At 70.0% G+C, this 15,460-nt stretch carries 16 protein-coding genes; 7 read left to right on the forward strand and 9 right to left on the reverse strand.

Translation table 11 applies throughout. From position 1 onward, the window contains the following. Positions 1-205: 205 nt before the first annotated feature. The 6 genes from AC0B9F_RS20725 to AC0B9F_RS20750 all read right to left on the reverse strand — a co-directional run bounded on the left by AC0B9F_RS20725 (position 206) and on the right by AC0B9F_RS20750 (position 3,958). Positions 206-397, reverse strand: a complete 192-nt coding sequence (locus AC0B9F_RS20725; protein ID WP_472004671.1) for a SitI3 family protein — start codon at positions 395-397, stop codon at positions 206-208. Between the two features lie 22 nt (positions 398-419). Continuing rightward, positions 420-554 (reverse strand): hypothetical protein, encoded by a 135-nt coding sequence (locus AC0B9F_RS20730; RefSeq protein ID WP_472004673.1) that lies wholly within the window; start codon positions 552-554, stop codon positions 420-422. Positions 555-653: 99 nt separating this feature from the next. After that, positions 654-989 (reverse strand): hypothetical protein, encoded by a 336-nt coding sequence (locus tag AC0B9F_RS20735; protein ID WP_472004675.1) that lies wholly within the window; start codon positions 987-989, stop codon positions 654-656. Between the two features lie 15 nt (positions 990-1,004). Then, on the reverse strand, positions 1,005-1,631 hold the full coding sequence (locus AC0B9F_RS20740; protein WP_472004677.1) for a hypothetical protein: 627 nt from the start codon (positions 1,629-1,631) through the stop codon (positions 1,005-1,007). After that, on the reverse strand, positions 1,628-2,329 hold the full coding sequence (locus AC0B9F_RS20745; RefSeq protein ID WP_472004678.1) for a hypothetical protein: 702 nt from the start codon (positions 2,327-2,329) through the stop codon (positions 1,628-1,630). Before AC0B9F_RS20745 ends, AC0B9F_RS20740 begins: the two co-directional genes overlap by 4 nt. 51 nt (positions 2,330-2,380) lie before the next feature. Then, positions 2,381-3,958, reverse strand: a complete 1,578-nt coding sequence (locus AC0B9F_RS20750; protein WP_472004680.1) for a WXG100 family type VII secretion target — start codon at positions 3,956-3,958, stop codon at positions 2,381-2,383. A gap of 424 nt (positions 3,959-4,382) precedes the next feature. Between AC0B9F_RS20750 and AC0B9F_RS20755 the strand changes: the two genes are divergently transcribed. The 5 genes from AC0B9F_RS20755 to AC0B9F_RS20775 all read left to right on the forward strand — a co-directional run bounded on the left by AC0B9F_RS20755 (position 4,383) and on the right by AC0B9F_RS20775 (position 10,846). After that, positions 4,383-7,382 carry a BTAD domain-containing putative transcriptional regulator gene (locus tag AC0B9F_RS20755; protein ID WP_472004682.1) on the forward strand — a complete coding sequence of 1,000 codons (3,000 nt, stop codon included), beginning with the start codon at positions 4,383-4,385 and terminating at the stop codon, positions 7,380-7,382. Beyond that, a complete protein-coding gene (locus AC0B9F_RS20760) occupies positions 7,379-8,131 on the forward strand; it encodes a prepilin peptidase (protein WP_472004683.1) in 753 nt (250 codons plus the stop codon). The genes AC0B9F_RS20755 and AC0B9F_RS20760 overlap by 4 nt, the downstream gene beginning before the upstream one ends. An 85-nt stretch (positions 8,132-8,216) precedes the next feature. After that, positions 8,217-9,416 carry a cyclic dehypoxanthinyl futalosine synthase gene (gene mqnC / locus AC0B9F_RS20765; protein WP_472004685.1) on the forward strand — a complete coding sequence of 400 codons (1,200 nt, stop codon included), beginning with the start codon at positions 8,217-8,219 and terminating at the stop codon, positions 9,414-9,416. A 7-nt stretch (positions 9,417-9,423) separates the two neighbouring features. Continuing rightward, complete coding sequence (locus AC0B9F_RS20770; RefSeq protein WP_472004686.1) at positions 9,424-10,029, forward strand: hypothetical protein; 606 nt, start codon at positions 9,424-9,426, stop codon at positions 10,027-10,029. 121 nt (positions 10,030-10,150) lie between these two features. Then, entirely contained in the window at positions 10,151-10,846 is a 696-nt protein-coding gene (locus tag AC0B9F_RS20775) for a demethylmenaquinone methyltransferase (protein ID WP_472004688.1), read from the forward strand. Here AC0B9F_RS20775 and AC0B9F_RS20780 read toward each other — a convergent pair. Beyond that, the gene (locus AC0B9F_RS20780) at positions 10,833-11,165 is read right to left on the reverse strand and encodes a PASTA domain-containing protein (protein ID WP_472004690.1); all 333 of its coding nucleotides are present in this window, start codon (positions 11,163-11,165) and stop codon (positions 10,833-10,835) included. The two genes, AC0B9F_RS20775 and AC0B9F_RS20780, sit on opposite strands and share 14 nt — an antisense overlap. A gap of 94 nt (positions 11,166-11,259) precedes the next feature. Then, the gene (locus tag AC0B9F_RS20785; RefSeq protein ID WP_472004692.1) at positions 11,260-11,766 is read right to left on the reverse strand and encodes a GNAT family N-acetyltransferase; all 507 of its coding nucleotides are present in this window, start codon (positions 11,764-11,766) and stop codon (positions 11,260-11,262) included. A gap of 97 nt (positions 11,767-11,863) precedes the next feature. Between AC0B9F_RS20785 and AC0B9F_RS20790 the strand changes: the two genes are divergently transcribed. Beyond that, complete coding sequence (locus AC0B9F_RS20790; RefSeq protein WP_472004694.1) at positions 11,864-13,156, forward strand: geranylgeranyl reductase family protein; 1,293 nt, start codon at positions 11,864-11,866, stop codon at positions 13,154-13,156. A gap of 337 nt (positions 13,157-13,493) precedes the next feature. On the opposite strand, the gene AC0B9F_RS20795 is transcribed toward AC0B9F_RS20790, so the two are convergent. Further along, positions 13,494-14,333, reverse strand: coding sequence for a C40 family peptidase (locus tag AC0B9F_RS20795; RefSeq protein ID WP_472004696.1), 840 nt, complete (start codon positions 14,331-14,333; stop codon positions 13,494-13,496). 766 nt (positions 14,334-15,099) lie between these two features. Between AC0B9F_RS20795 and AC0B9F_RS20800 the strand changes: the two genes are divergently transcribed. After that, a complete protein-coding gene (locus AC0B9F_RS20800; protein ID WP_003992243.1) occupies positions 15,100-15,459 on the forward strand; it encodes an NADH-quinone oxidoreductase subunit A in 360 nt (119 codons plus the stop codon). The last annotated feature ends 1 nt before the right edge of the window (position 15,460 follow it).

Consider the following 15,460-nt stretch of genomic DNA (forward strand, 5'->3'; position numbering starts at 1 on the left):
ACCGGTGCGCCACCGCGTCACGGCTGCCGGACGTTCAGCTTGCCTGATCCACGGCGCGCCGGCCGTCGAACACCCCTGCAGCGCACCTGGGAGCTCAGGCAACGGGGACAGCTCGACCGCCAAGGCGGTGAACGATGTGGACTCGCTGAAGCAGACGTTCCGCGCGGGCGTGTGGTGAGAGTGAAGCGTGCACTGCACTGCGGACTCATTCCATGGTGTGGGTTTCGCGGCGGTGAGGCTGCGGTACGAGAGCCAGGCGCTGCGGTCGCCAGATGTCGTCCTCCTCGTTCAGGCTCAGTTCGCCGTCCCGGCGGAGCAGCCAGATCTGTTCGAACTGGAGGTGCAGCACCACGTCACCGTCGATCCGCTGCAGCAGCGGTGCCACCAATCGGATCATGTCGTCCTGCTGATCGGACGCCTCATTTTGCCTGCCGAGGCGGAATGTCACAGAAACAGTCAATGACACCCGATTGCCGGCCGATCTCGGTCAATCGGGATGCGATGCCGACCGGGGACAACTGCGTCGCGCAGTCAAGGGCGTAGTCGATCGCCATGAAGGGTGACTCCTTCGACAGGCAGGGAGCGGTCCCTCGCGGCTGTGAGTCTCCGAACCGCTCAGTGCGTCAGGGGAGGTTTCTCGGTCATCGACGCTGTCACTTGCCGCCCTTGCCCCCGCCCTGTTCCTCCGTCTTCACGCCCTCGCTGACCTTCTTCGCCAGGTCGTCGTCGAGCTTCTTGAACTCGCGGACCACCGCGTCGGCCATGTCGGAAAGAGCGTCGAGTTGCTGGGTGATGTCCTCGCGTCCGTCTTCCCAGTTGGACTCGAAGTCGCCGAGGGCGTCGTTGACACTGGCGTCGCCAATGTCGTCCCGGAACGACTCGAAGAGCTTCTTCGTGTGGTTCAGTCGCGACTTGATGGACCGCAGCCGACCCCCGTAACCCTCCAACTCCGCCAGAGGCAGCGCGAGATCGGGCTTACCCTTGCCCATACCAGGTCTCCTCTGTCAGACGAAGCGGAACGTACTCGTCACCGCGTCGAAGATGTCGTGGAACGCCTCCGCGAGGTCGAGCACCGGGCTCGCCCCGGAGACGAGGACGATCCGATCGGTGGTTCCGGGGATCGGGATGTACGTCTGTGTCAACACCATGCGCAGCATACGAGTGTCGCCCTCTGCCACCGGCACATCCTCGACGCCGTAGGTCCGGGCCGCCGCGCCGACTCCGGGGATGTCGACGGTGGTCACCTTTCGCCAGGCGTCGCCCTCCCGGCGGGGCGTGACGGCACGCAGGGTGCCGGCGATGGCGCCGGGGTCGGTGGACAGGGCCGCGCCCTGCTTGTCCTTCGCACCGACGACGGAGACGGTGACGGTCGCCGTCAGAGGTACACCGTCGAAGTTCTCGGCCATGCAGCCAAGGTAGAGCGCGCCGGAGTCGTGGGCGTCCTTGGCCATCTTGCGGAGCACGGCGGTCAGGTCGGAGCGATAGGGGGCGAGTTCGGGTGTCACGCCTATCCGTTGCTCAACGAGTGTGCGGATCGTCGCATCGCGCGCCTCCGGCCGAGCGTCGAACTCCCACCACGACTCCGGGACCGCAAGGGATACACCGAGAGGTGCGGTGTTCGAGACGGTCATGCTTCCTTCTCGTCGTCGTAGGAAACCGGTGTGTACCCCTCCGCTCGGTGCGCCAGGAACACGCGTGCCTCGTCGGGGAGGTCCAGGGGGGCCCGGGTCGCATACTCGAGAATGCGTTTGGGTGGATAGTAGTCCAGGCATTCGTACTCGATCTGGTCCAGCTCGGCCGGAGGACCATAGCGATCGGCGACGCCGAGTGCAGTGAGAAGTTCCCGCAGGCCGTAACTGTGGACATCGTCTCCGATATCAACAGGAAGGCGGTAGATAGTGACGTCCGACGGCGAGCGAGGTACGGCTCCGCGTGCAATGTCCAGGAGGTCCTGATAGCGCAAGGGCGTCCAGGACCCGTCAGCCTTCACCACCATCCAGCGATCGGTGAGGGTGCTCTGGAAGACGGAGCTGACGCTGCCGGAGAAAACCTCCACCATGCTCAGCCCCATTCTGGTGAGGGGAGGCGGGGAGCCGTCCAGGCTGGCCACCTCCTCATGTCCTGCCCGGAGCATGTGGGTGAACTCCCGGAGGAACTCGCTCTTCTTCTCCGATTTGGCGATGCAGGAGAAGTGCAGGTTTCCATCCAGGAAGGACGGAGTCGGTGCCCATGGGTCCCGGATCAAGCGATATCCGGTGACGCCGTCACAGCGTCCGGGAAGGGGCGGAGCCGGGGCTCCGCAGATCTGACAGTTGTTGACGTCCGGCATCTTGGCTGCCTGTCTTGTGCTCGTTGCAGTGCGTGGGAGGAGGCGCGGTCACTATAGGCCCGAGACGGGTACGATCCCGCCTCGGTCGCTGATCGGACCACCCGGTGGGTAGGTTCCCTGGGGGAGTTCGAGGACGCCGTTGTTGTCGAAGAAGCGAACGTTGCCGTCACGGCTGATGACTGCTTCCATGTGCGGCGTCCGCTTGTTCTCGAGGTCGCGACTCATGCTGTTCTTCATTCCTCGCGCGGCCTCCAGTTCGTCCGGTGGGCCGGGGATTCGATCTTCAGGATGCGTGTGCACGGTGAACTTGTAACCTTCGTCGCGCAACTCCCTCGGGACGATCGTCGTCACCTGGTCGCCTTGAAAGAGCCGCATTTCGCCGGCTGGGTTCTGCACCACTGCGTGTTCGACACCGTGGAATTTCTGCAGTTCGGCCATGTGAGAAATATTCACTTCGTTCGGCGAGATGCGGACTGGTCCCTTGGTCAGTGATCTGGCCAGCTGACGGGCCTTGGGTGAGAGGGCGCGGTAGGGGATCGTTCCGCCGAACAGGCGGGCCGAGCCCTTGAAGGGCCGGTAGACGGCGCGGAGGCCTTCGCCGGACCGGAGTTGCTTGAGCAGTCCGCCCCCGATGCCTTTCATGAAAGCTCCGGCCATACCGCGCAGACCACCGGCCTTCCACAGCTTTCCGAGCTTGGCCAGGCTGGTGAACCCTTTTGTCGCCGGAATGCAATCCAGGGCGGCGAACAGCAGGTCACCCCACCCGGCTTGGCCCTTCAGCATTTTTCTCACCGTGTCCGCCAGGACCACGAGTGCGGCGGCGAAGACGAGCCATCCAAGTGGCCCGCCCACGATCATCACGATGACGCCGACGACGGTCACGACCCACTTGCACACCGTGACGATCTCGTCCCAGTGGTCGGAGACCCAGTCGGCGACGTCCTCCCACCAGTGCCGGTTCGGAATGCCGGCGTCGGAGGCCTCATGGAGCTTGGCCACGGTTCGGCGGGCGGCCTCCTCGCGCAGCCCCTTGGCTTGGAGTGCGAGTTTCTTCGCGGCGTCGAGGGTGCCCTGCGCGGTGTCGACGTCCCGCTGGGCCGCGGTCTGCCGTTCCTTGGCGTGCTGGGCGTCGCGGGTGGCGCGGCGGACCTCTGACTCGTCAGGCTTGGGGACGTCCTTGCCGGCGCTCTTGCTCGAATCGTACGATTCGGCCTTCCCGGTCGCCGTCCGTACCCAGTCCTGGGCTCCGACGAGCGCCTTCTGGGCCGTACCGAGGTCGTGTTGCGCCTGGCGTCCGTCGCGCAGGGCCTTGTCCGCCTCCTGCTGGGCGTGTTCCAGATCGGGCCAGAAGGAGGCGAGCGCGTCGCCGGCGAGCTCGTAGGACTTCTTCAGCTTCCGCAGCTTCTTGGGTGCGTCCGAGAACTCGTCCTGGAAGACTTTCGCCGTCTTGCCGGCCCAAGCGAGAGCGTCGTGGTCCTTTGCCAAACCCTTGAGATCACGCAGCGCCTCGCCGACGTCGTCGGCGAAGTCCTGTAATTTTCCCGCAAGTTGCTTGATGCGGTGCGGATCACCGGGAGTCGGGTCCTGGTCCAGGTCGAGTATGTGCCAGTCCGTCGGCCTGTGGGACACCGCGTTACCCCCATAACACTCACAACGTCTTGATCGGACCCGCCGATCAAAATACCGGCTCTCATCGCCGCACGGCCCTTCAACAGGTAACGCGGCCTGACCGGTCGGAAGACCGGGGCGATGACAAGTGCGACGCACCGCGAAGGTCTGAACACGGCCGGATGCACGTCAAGGGAAGGCGCCGGACATGTGAGGGAGCCGCGACGAGGTTCGCAGGCCTGGGGATGGAGCAACTCGGGCTTTTCCGGCGCCTCGTGAGCAATCCTCCGTGCAGCGCCTCCCTGTGGGTTCCGGTTCCGTCCCGGGCCCTCCGCGCTGTCGGTCCCACTCCATAAGATCTCTGTAGGCTCGAACCACCCACCCCCCCCCACGCACCAGACCGTCACCAGACCACCCCTCCACACTCGACCCCAGGACATCCGCCATGGCGCGACGCAGGACTTCCAGCTCGACGGGAAGCTCGGGCAATTCGACGGGCCCGCGGAACCGGACTCCGCAGCCGGTGCGGGTGCGGCGGCGTACGTTCGGAGACGTCGTGAAGGCGTTTCTCGCCTTCGTCGCCCTCGTCGTGCTCGTCGTCGGTGTGCCCCTTGCGCTGGCCTCACAGGTCGGCTGGCCGCTGCCCAGCGGTGTGCCGAGCCTGGACTGGCTGCAGCAGGAGATCACCGTCCAGACGTTCCTGCACATCCTCACCGTCGTCGTGTGGCTCGCCTGGGCGCAGTTCACCGCGTGCGTGCTCGTCGAGGTGAAGGCCGCGGTGTCGGGGGTCGGCGTGCCGGGGCGGGTGCCCGGTGCCGGGCCCAGCCAGCTGCTCGCTCGGCAGCTCGTCGCCGCGCTGCTGCTCGTCGGCGCCACCGCCGCCAGCCTCACGCCGGGGCTGTCGCAGCTGGGGCACAGCCTGGAGGGGAACCAGAAGCCGGCCGTCGCCGCCGCCCAGCAGACGCCCGGGCTGTTCGCGCAGACGCAGGGGCAGACCGCCGACGCGGCCTCCGCGATCGCCGAGCAGGCCTCACACGCGCGTGCCGACAGCCATGCCAAGCACGGGGAGACGAAGTACTACCGGATCCAGCCGCCGGAGGGCCGCCACCACGACTCGCTGTGGGAGATCGCCCAGCGCCACCTCGGCGACGGCCGCCGGTACAAGGAGATCTACGAGCTCAACAAGGACCGGATCCAGCCCGACGGTTCCCGCCTGTCGGAGGCCAGCCTCATCCGGCCTGGCTGGATCATGGAGATGCCCGGCGACGCCCGCGGCGGCGACCTCGTCGAGATGGCCGACCCCGCCGCCCAGGTCTCGCCCGAGATCCAGCATCAGATCCACGACTACGCGAAGAGCGGCCAGCACGCCCAGGGCGGCGACCACGCCCAAGGCAGCGGCGCCCAAGGCGGCGCCCAGGCAGGTGGCCAGGCAGGTGGCCAGGGCGGCGGGGCCCACAGCGGCAGCGGGCACGTGCCCGAGCAGCGGCCCGCGCCCGACCAGCAGCATCAGCAGCACGGCCAGCAGCACGCCCAGCAGCACCAGAGCACCGACGACTCCTCCTTCCGGCTGGGCCAGGCCCTCCTCGGCGCCCCCCTCCTCGCCGCCGGTCTGCTCGGCGCCCTCGGCCGGCGCCGCCGGCAGGCGCTGTGGCAGTCGGCGATCAGCACGGTGCGCGGGCGCGGCATGGAGCCGCCCACGCCGACCGGTGACGCGCTCGACGCGCAGGACGCGCTGCTCGTCGGCGCCGACCCCGAGGGCGTACGCCTCCTCGACCGCTCGCTGCGCGGCCTCGCCGCCGCCCTCGCCGCCGAGTCGCGGCCGCTGCCGGTCGTCTACGCGGCGTGGCTGACCGGCGGCGAGCTGCACCTGCAGCTCGCCCAGCCCTCCGGCAAGCCGCCCGCGCCCTGGCAGCTCGGGCAGGACCAGACGTTCTGGGTGCTGGCGGGCAGCGACGCCCGGTCCTACGGCGACAGCGACACCGCCGCGCCCTACCCGGGCCTGGTCAGCCTCGGCACCATGGACGACTCCCGCCTCCTGCTCAACCTGGAAGCCGTGCCCGGCATCGTCTCGCTCAGCGGCCGCGAGGCCGACCGGGACGCCGTCTTCGCCTCCGTGGCCGCCGAGCTGGCCACCAACGGCTGGTCGGACCGCATGACCGTCACCCTCGTCGGTTTCGGCGAGGACCTCACCGCGCTCGCCCCCAACCGGCTGCGCCACCTCGACGGCATCGAGGCCCTGCTGGAGACCATGGAGGCCGAGACCCGGCAGCGGCGCGGCGCCCTCGGCGCCGCCGGGCACGACTCGGTGCTGACCGGCCGTACCGGACCCGCACAGCACGCCCGCTGGGCGCCGCACCTCGTCCTGCTCGCCGCCCAGCCCTCCGCCGAGGACGCCCGCAGGCTCGCCGAACTCGCCGCCGACGCCAGCCGGCTCGGCATCGGCTACCTCGTGGGCAGCGAGAGCGGTGAAATGCCCGGCGCCGCCTGGGAGATGGAGGTCTCCGGCGACGGCAAGCTGCGCGCCCCGCTGCTCGGCCTGGAACTGGACGCCCAGTTGCTGCCCGCCGCACTGCGGCAGGCCGTCGTCGAACTGTTCGTCACGGCCGACCCCGAGCACGGCGGTCCGGACGGGCCGACGACCACCCCGCCGTTCCTCGTCGACATCAGCGAGCAGGGCCGCCCCGCGGTCTACGCCCGCCTCGTCGGGTCGTACGAGATCATCGGTCTCCAGGCGCCGGACGACGAGCGCAGCGCGCTGCTGCACGAGGCGCTCGCCCTGCTGCTCCTGCACCGCGAGGGCGTGCACCCGCGCGTGCTGTCCTCCGCGCTGTGGCCGCGCGGTGTCACCGACGACGTCCGCGAGGCGATGCTGGAGCGGCTGCGCGCCTGGCTCGGCGCCGACCCGGACGGCACGCCGCGCCTGACCACCGACGCCACCGGCCGGCTCGTCCTCGCCAAGTCGGTCGTCTCCGACCTGGACGTGCTGCGCTCCCTCTACCACGAGGCCACGCAGGGCCGCGGCGTCGGCAGCCGCGCCGTGCGCGGGCGGCTGCTCACCGACGCGCTCGTCCTGGTGCGCGGCCCGCTGCTCGCCGACCGGCCCGCAGGCCGCTACCGCTGGCTCACGCACGAGATCGTCGACGCCCAGCTGCCGCTGCTGGTCGCCGACATCGGGCTCGCGCTGTCGGAGTTCCACCTGGAGAAGGAGCGCGCCGAGCGGGCCATCGAGGCGCTGAACGCCGCGCTGAAGACCGCCCCCGACGACGAGCGCCTGTGGCACGAGCTGCTGCGCGCCACCCACGCCACCGGAGACCCGGAGCGGCTCGCGGCGCTCGCCGCCGACCTCGTCACCCGCAGCGGGGCCCGCGGTCTGCCGCCGCGCACCGAGGCCCTCCTCGACGAACTCCTGCCGACGTGGCGCGAGGGCGCCGCGGCCGTCGGATGAACGACCTGATCCTGGCGGCGGTCGCCGCGCTGTGGGGTGCGGTGGCGGGCGCACGGCTGCCCCGGGCGGCGTACCGCTTCAGCGTGCCCTCGGCCGCCGAGGGCGAGGAGCAGGAGGGCTGGCGGCGGACGTGTCCGCACGGGCACCCTGTGCGGGGCTGGCTCGGCCCGGGCCGTTGCCGGCAGTGCCCGCCCGCCACGGCGTCGTACGGCCCGCACGCGGTGCCCTTCGCCGTCGTCACCGCGCTGCTGTGCGCCGCCGTCGCCGCAGCCACCGGCACCCGGCCCGAGCTGTTCGTCTGGCTGCTGCTGACGCCCGTCGGTGTGCTGCTCGCCGTCGTCGACCTGCGGGTGCAGCGGCTGCCCGACCCGCTCACCCTGCCGCTCGCGGGCGCCGCCGCCGTCCTGCTGGGCCTGGCCGCGCTGCTGCCCGAGCACGCCGGGCACTGGACGACGGCCCTGCTCGGCGGTCTGGCGCTGGGCGGCGGCTACTTCCTGCTGTTCCTGATCAACCCGTCCGGCATGGCCTTCGGCGACGTGAAGCTGGCCCTCGGCGCGGGCGCCGCCCTCGGCTGGTACGGCTGGCCGACGCTGCTGCTGGGCACCTTCGCCGGTTTCCTGTTCGGCGCGCTGTACGGCGGTTTCCTGGTCGTCGCGCGGGGCGCCGGGCGGCGTACGGCGATCGCGTTCGGGCCGTTCCTGCTCGCGGGGGCGTTCGCGGGGGTGCTGGTGGGGGCGTACACGGCCTGAGGGCGGCAAGGCCAAGGTCAGCGGTGTCGGACCCCTGGCGTACGCTGGTTCGGTCCGTTACACCCCTTATGAAAAGGACGCTCCGGTGACCGAGAAGGCCGACCTCCAGTCCGTCCTCGACCGTGCCGCCGCGGGCGGACGGATCACGCCCGAGGAGGCGCTCGACCTCTACCGTGACGCCCCGCTGCACGCGCTCGGCGCCGCCGCCGACGCCGTGCGCCGCCGCAGGTACGCGGGCACCGAGCACATCGCGACGTACATCATCGAGCGGAACATCAACTACACGAACGTGTGCGTCACGGCGTGCAAGTTCTGCGCCTTCTACGCCGCCCCGAAGGACACGGCGAAGGGCTGGACCCGCGACCTCGACGACATCCTGCGCCGCTGCGCGGAGACCGTGGAGCTGGGCGGCACGCAGATCATGTTCCAGGGCGGCCACCACCCGGACTTCGGTGTCGAGTACTACGAGACGCACTTCAAGGCCATCAAGGACGCGTTCCCGCAGTTGGTGATCCACTCGCTCGGCGCGTCCGAGGTCGAGCACATGGCCCGGATCAGCGGTGTGTCCGTCGAGGAGGCCATCACCCGCATCCACCGGGCGGGCCTCGACTCCTTCGCGGGCGCGGGCGCCGAGCTGCTGCCGGAGCGGCCGCGCAAGGCCATCGCGCCGCTGAAGGAGTCCGGCGAGCGCTGGCTGGAGATCATGGAGACCGCGCACCGGCTGGGCGTGGAGTCGACGTCCACCATGCTGATGGGCACCGGCGAGACCAACGCCGAGCGCATCGAGCACCTGCGGATGATCCGCGACGTACAGGACCGCACGGGCGGCTTCCGCGCGTTCATCCCGTACACCTACCAGCCGGAGAACAACCACCTGAAGGGCCGCACGCAGGCGACCCTGTTCGAGTACCTGCGGATGATCGCGATCGCCCGCCTCTTCCTCGACAACGTCGCCCACATCCAGGGCTCGTGGCTGACCACGGGCAAGGAGGCCGGCCAGCTCTCCCTGCACTACGGCGCGGACGACCTCGGCTCGATCATGCTGGAGGAGAACGTCGTCTCCTCCGCCGGCGCCAAGCACCGCTCCAACCGCATGGAGATCATCGACCTGATCCGCAAGGCGGACCGCGTCCCGGCGCAGCGCTCGACGACGTACGAGCACCTGGTCGTGCACGACGACCCGGCGAACGACCCCGTCGACGACCGCGTGGTCTCCCACATCTCCTCGACCGCGATCGAGGGCGGCACGGCTCATCCGGAGCTGAAGCTGCTGGCGTCCAACTGACCCCGCCGTGCTGACGATTCACGCCGACTCCCGGGGCCGGGCCCTGGTCGTGCAGGGCGAGTGGATCGCCACCGCCGGGCCCGTGGAGGAGGCGCGCGCCGCATATCCGGGGGCGCGCGTGCGCGAGTGGCCCGGCATCCTCAGCCCGGGGCTGGTCAACCTGTACGGCACCGAGCTGCTGGAGGAGGCCTACCACCCGGACCCGCGCGAGGCCCACGAGCTCGGCACCGAGCCGCTGACCGGCGACGCGCTGGCGATGCTCGCCCTGGACGACGCCCGCTGGGGTGCGAGCGCCCGGCGCGGAGTGCAGCGCATGCTGGCGCACGGCACGGTCGCGGTGGCCTGCGAGCCGGTGCGCAACCGCGCGGTGAAGGACGCGGTACGGCGCACCGGGCTGGGTGTGGTGGGCCGGATCGGCAGGCCGGAGGGGCCCGCGTCGCTGGACCCGTACGCCTGCGGCGCGCCGGTGCAGTTCGCGCCTGAGCGGGAGGCGGGCTCGGCCGCCCGGTTCGCCGTGTTCGACGTACGGGACGAGACGGAACTGGCGGAACGCGGGGCCGGAACGTGCGTGGCGACGGTGGTGGCCGGACGCTTGGTCCACCGGCGCAGATGACCGCCGACGAGGGGCGCGGGGAACTGCGCGGGCAGCCTCCGGCGTGCGGGTGGGTGGAGGACGTGGCGGCGCGCCAGAAGCCGGGGCTCCTGCGCGCGGGGCCCCCTGCCACAATGGTGCGGTGACCCGCGCATCCCTGGACAAGCAGCCGCACGAAGTCGCCTCGATGTTCGACGACGTGGCGGACCGGTACGACCTGACCAACGACGTGCTGTCCCTGGGGCAGGACCGCCGCTGGCGCAAGGAGGTGGCCAAGGCGGTCGACGCCCGGCCCGCGCAGAAGGTGCTGGACCTGGCCGCCGGTACGGCGACGTCCTCGCTGCCGTTCGCGCAGACCGGCGCCTACGTCGTCCCCTGCGACTTCTCCCTCGGCATGCTCCAGGTCGGCAAGAGCAAGCGCTCCTGGCTGCCCTTCACCGCCGGCGACGCGACGAAGCTGCCGTTCAAGGACGACACCTTCGACGCGGTGACGATCTCCTTCGGGCTGCGCAACGTGCAGGACTACGACACGGCGCTGCGCGAGATGCACCGGGTGACCCGGCCCGGCGGCCGCATCGTCATCTGCGAGTTCTCCCACCCGACGTGGGCGCCCTTCAGGACCGTCTACACCGAGTACCTGATGCGGGCGCTGCCGCCGGTCGCCCGCGCGGTGTCCTCCAACCCGGACGCGTACGTGTACCTCGCCGAGTCCATCCGCGCCTGGCCGGACCAGCCCGCCCTCGCCGAACACCTGCGCAAGGCCGGCTGGACGAAGGTGGCCTGGCGCAACCTGACCGGCGGCGTGGTGGCACTGCACCGGGGGTTCAAGGAGAGCTGAGGCTTCGGGGCTCCTCCAGCTCCCGTTGCAGCCCGCCGTGCGGTGGCTGTGTCGGGCGCGGCTCGTGCACGCCCGCTCCGCCTCCTCCCTCTCCCTCGCCGAGGTCGAACCACACGGTGATCACGGCCCCGCGCGGAACGGCGACGCCGGGCGGCGGGTACTGCCGTACGACGTAGTCGACGACGGTCCGGCGGAAGTCGGGCCGGTCGGGGGCGGCGAGCAGCACGCCGTGCGTGGTCGCTCTCTCGCGCGCGTCGACGGCCATGAGGCCGACGAACCTGGGCACACGGACTTCCGGAGTTCTGGGTGTTATCGGCATAGATGTCACCCCCCAGCGGTACTGGCAGGGTAGCCGCCCGGGGGTGCCCACCGGAAGCCTTCTGTCGCTTTCCGTAGCGGAGGGTTACTCAGGGTTACAGGTCGAGTCGGTAGCAGTGGCCCTGGCGCTCCGACTCCGGCGTCACGAACGTCTGCGCCAGCCGCATGCCCAACCGCTGCGTGACGGCGATCGAGCGGGCGTTGCGCGCGTCGACCAGGGCGACGACGCTGCCCACGCCCGCCGCGCGCACCCGCTCCACGGTCATGAGCGCGGCCGCGGAGACGTACCCCTTGCCCCAGTGCTCCCGGCCCAGCCGCCAGCCGATCTCGATCTCGCCGGCCGGTCCCCACGCGTGCGGCCATGGCTGGGCGCCGGTGAAGCCGATGACCCGGTCCTGCTCGTCCACCATGGTCCACAGGCAGAAGCCCAGCTCGGCGTCGTGTCTGCGCTGGCGGGCGGTGAGCTCCTCGTAGACGGACAGCTCGGCCGGTCTGCCGCCGTGGAACTCCATGACGTCCGGGTGTGCGAAGACCCGGTGCCAGGCCACCGCGTCCTCGTCGGTGGGGACACGCAGCCGTACCACGGGGAGAGTTCGGTTCACGGGGCAGCCCTTCAGCCGTTTGATCAATGCTGCTGAATAGACTGCCCATGTCCCGTGCCGGTCGGCACACAGATTTCGAACTTGGGGAGATCCCGCCGTGAGTGTCGTGACCGAGCCGCTCTCCGAGAACACCGCCGATGTGATCGTCGTGGGCGCGGGCCCGGCCGGCTCCACCACCGCGTACCACCTCGCGCGGGCCGGGCTGGACGTGCTGCTGCTGGAGAAGACCGCCTTCCCCCGGGAGAAGGTGTGCGGTGACGGCCTCACCCCGCGCGCCGTGAAGCAGCTCGTGGCGATGGGCATCGACATCTCCGAGGAAGCCGGCTGGCTGCGCAACAAGGGCCTGCGCATCATCGGCGGCGGGGTGCGCCTGCAGCTGGATTGGCCGGATCTCGCCTCCTTCCCCGACTACGGCCTGGTCCGCAAGCGCGACGACTTCGACGAGCAGCTGGCCCGCCAGGCCCAGAAGGCGGGCGCACGCCTCTTCGAGCGCTGCAACGTCTCCGGCCCGGTCGTCGACGACCGCACCGGCCGCATCACCGGCGTCACCGCCAAGCTCGGCGAGGAGAAGCGCGAGGTCACCTTCCGCGCGCCGCTCGTCGTCGCCGCCGACGGCAACTCCACCCGCCTGTCCCTGGCGATGGGCCTGCACCGCCGCGAGGACCGTCCGATGGGCGTCGCGGTCCGGACGTACTTCGAAAGCCCCCGCCACGACGACGACTACCTGGAGTCCTGGCTGGAGCTGTGGGACCGCCGCGGCCCCCAGGACCGGCTGCTGCCCGGCTACGGCTGGATCTTCGGCATGGGCGACGGCACCTCCAACGTCGGCCTCGGCGTGCTCAACACCTCCGACTCCTTCAAGGAGCTCGACTGGCGCGAGGTGCTCAAGGCCTGGTGCGCCTCCATGCCGGAGGACTGGGGCTACACCCCCGACAACATGACCGGCCCGATCCGCGGCGCCGCCCTCCCCATGGCCTTCAACCGCCAGCCGCACTACACCAAGGGCCTGCTGCTGGTCGGCGACGCGGGCGGCCTGGTGAACCCCTTCAACGGCGAGGGCATCGCCTACGCCATGGAGTCGGGGCAGCTCGCCGCCGACGTCATCGTCCAGGCACACGCGCGTGCCACGCCCGGCCAGCGCGAACTCGCCCTCCAGCGCTACCCGCGCATCCTCAAGGACACCTACGGCGGCTACTACACGCTCGGCCGCGCCTTCGTGAAGCTCATCGGCAACCCGAAGGTCATGCAGATCGCCGCCCAGCGCGGTCTGACCCACCCGGTGCTGATGAAGTTCACCCTCAAGCTGCTCGCCAACCTCACCGACCCCACGGGCGGCGACGCGATGGACCGCATCATCAACGGCCTGAGCAAGGTCGCGCCGAAGGCGTAGCCCCACCCGGACCGACACCGACGGCCGGCGCTTCCCTCGAGGAGCGCCGGCTTTCGCGTACCGGGGCCGCGGAGGGGCAGAAGGTTCCGGCGCGGCGCCCGTGGAGGCGCGGAGGCTTCCCGGCGCGGCGTACCGGAGCCGCGGAGGCGCTGGCTTCCCGCGCGGCGTACGCCGACGGGTTGGGCGAGTTGAGCGAGTTGAGCGAGTTGGGCGAGTTGGGCGAGTTGCGCGAGGCCCGAGCCGAAGCCGGCCGCGTTGCGCCCGCGTACGCCGAAGGGCCGCTGCCCTGGTGCGGCTGCGACCCTTCGTCCCTTTTACGGTTGTACGTGCGCGTGTGTCAGAGGACGCGCACCGCACCGCTCGGCGGGTCGTACGACAGGTCACGCTCGACGACGCCCGTGGACGGGTTCTGCGCACCGACGAACATGCCGTCACCGACGTACACGGCCACGTGGTAGGCGCTGCCCGCACCGCCCCAGTAGAGGATGTCGCCCGGCTGAAGGTTGCTCAGGGAGACCTGGGTGCCGGCGGTGGACTGGTCCTGCGAGACGCGCGGCAGGTCGATGCCGACCTGCTTGAAGGCGGTCTGCACCAGGCCGGAGCAGTCGTAGGCGGACGGGCCGGTGGCGCCGGAGACGTAGGCCTTGCCGACCTGCGCCTTGACGAAGTCGACGACGGCGGCGGCCGAACCGGTCGCCGAGGACGAGCTGGTGGAGACGTCGGCGCTCACCGAGGCGGAGAGCGTGGGGCGCTCGGAGCTGCGGGAGGCGCGCTGTGCGGTCTGCTGGGCGGCCTGCTCGGCGGCCGCCTTGCGGGCGGCCTCCTCCTCGGCCTTCTTCTTGGCCTCCGCGGCCTTCTTCTTGGCCTCGGTGAGGTTCTTCTGGGCCTGCTGGGCGGCCTTCGCCGCGGCCGCGTCACGCTCGGCACGCAGCTCGTAGTTCGCGGCGGCCAGCTGCGTGGCCTCAGCGGACTGGGCGACCTGGGCGGACAGGTCTGCCGTCAGGGTGGGCAGTTCAAGGGTCTGCGTCACCGGCTCCGCGGCGTTCGCCGACGAGGCCGACGCACCGGCGACTGCCAGGGTGCTGAGGACGCCACCGGCAACTCCGGCCCGCATCGCGATTTTCGACGCGCTGCGGCGGGGTTTCCGGTGGCTGCGTATGTGAGCGGTGTGGGACATGGGTACAACCGGTATCAGGGGCTCCTTCATACCTTCAAGAAACGTGTGCTGCGCCACAGTTGCTCAGCCGAGACACCGAATCCCGGGCGTGTCGTTCTTTATTGACGCCGTAACGGACATTGCGGACGCCGCTCAACACGGCTTTGATCACGTACTTTCGTCATTACGCCCGAATTGCCCGCCGCCTACCACTGGTTGGGCTCGATGGCCAAGCCCGGTTCTCGCAGGCCCCTCCCGGGTGTGGCGGAGGTCACGGAACGGTCTCCGGTCGGCCCGCGTCCGCGCAGCATGATCACATCCTGATCACGGCGCGATCTCGACGCCGCGACTTCGTGAACGCGTGCACGCGTCCACGGCGTGCACCGCGGGTCCCCCTGATGTGTGAACGCGGCCGCTAGCAAGAGATCAAGTCCAGGGCGAATTTGCCTCGTCTCGAAGTCTCTTGATATGGAGACGACCCCTCTGAGCTGCCCCGACGAGCGGAAATGTCACGTCTGGTGATCACTCGGACGCTTCCTGTACGAAGATCACCGCTCATACGACTTCATGATCCTTCGTCAGGTGGTGGAGATCACAAAGCTTGTGCAATACCCCGTGTCGCAGATCACAGACCGGCGGGCATAAGATGCACGCGGTTGGGCTTGTGACCTGCTTCACATGTTCCCGATCTCCGCCGGGGCGGGCGGGGTTCGTGGGGCCGACGAGGCAGTTGTGAGACCGACCGCAACCGCCAGCAGTCAGTGCCGACTGAGAGGAGCGAGGAGCGGTGAACGCGTATGCGCCCATCCTCGTACTGGGAGCCCTCGGGGCAGGCTTTGCGATCTTCTCCGTGGTCATGGCCACGCTGATCGGTCCGAAGCGGTACAACCGCGCCAAGCTCGAAGCCTACGAGTGCGGTATCGAGCCGACCCCCACGCCGGCCGGCGGCGGGCGCTTCCCCATCAAGTACTACCTGACGGCGATGCTCTTCATCGTCTTCGACATCGAGATCGTCTTCCTCTACCCCTGGGCCGTCACCTTCGACGCCCTGGGGATTTTCGGGCTCGTGGAGATGCTGCTCTTCGTGCTCACCGTCTTCGTCGCCTACGCCTACGTCTGGCGGCGCGGCGGCCTGGAATGGGACTGAG

It is taken from the genome of Streptomyces sp. NPDC097129 (genome assembly GCF_055668065.1).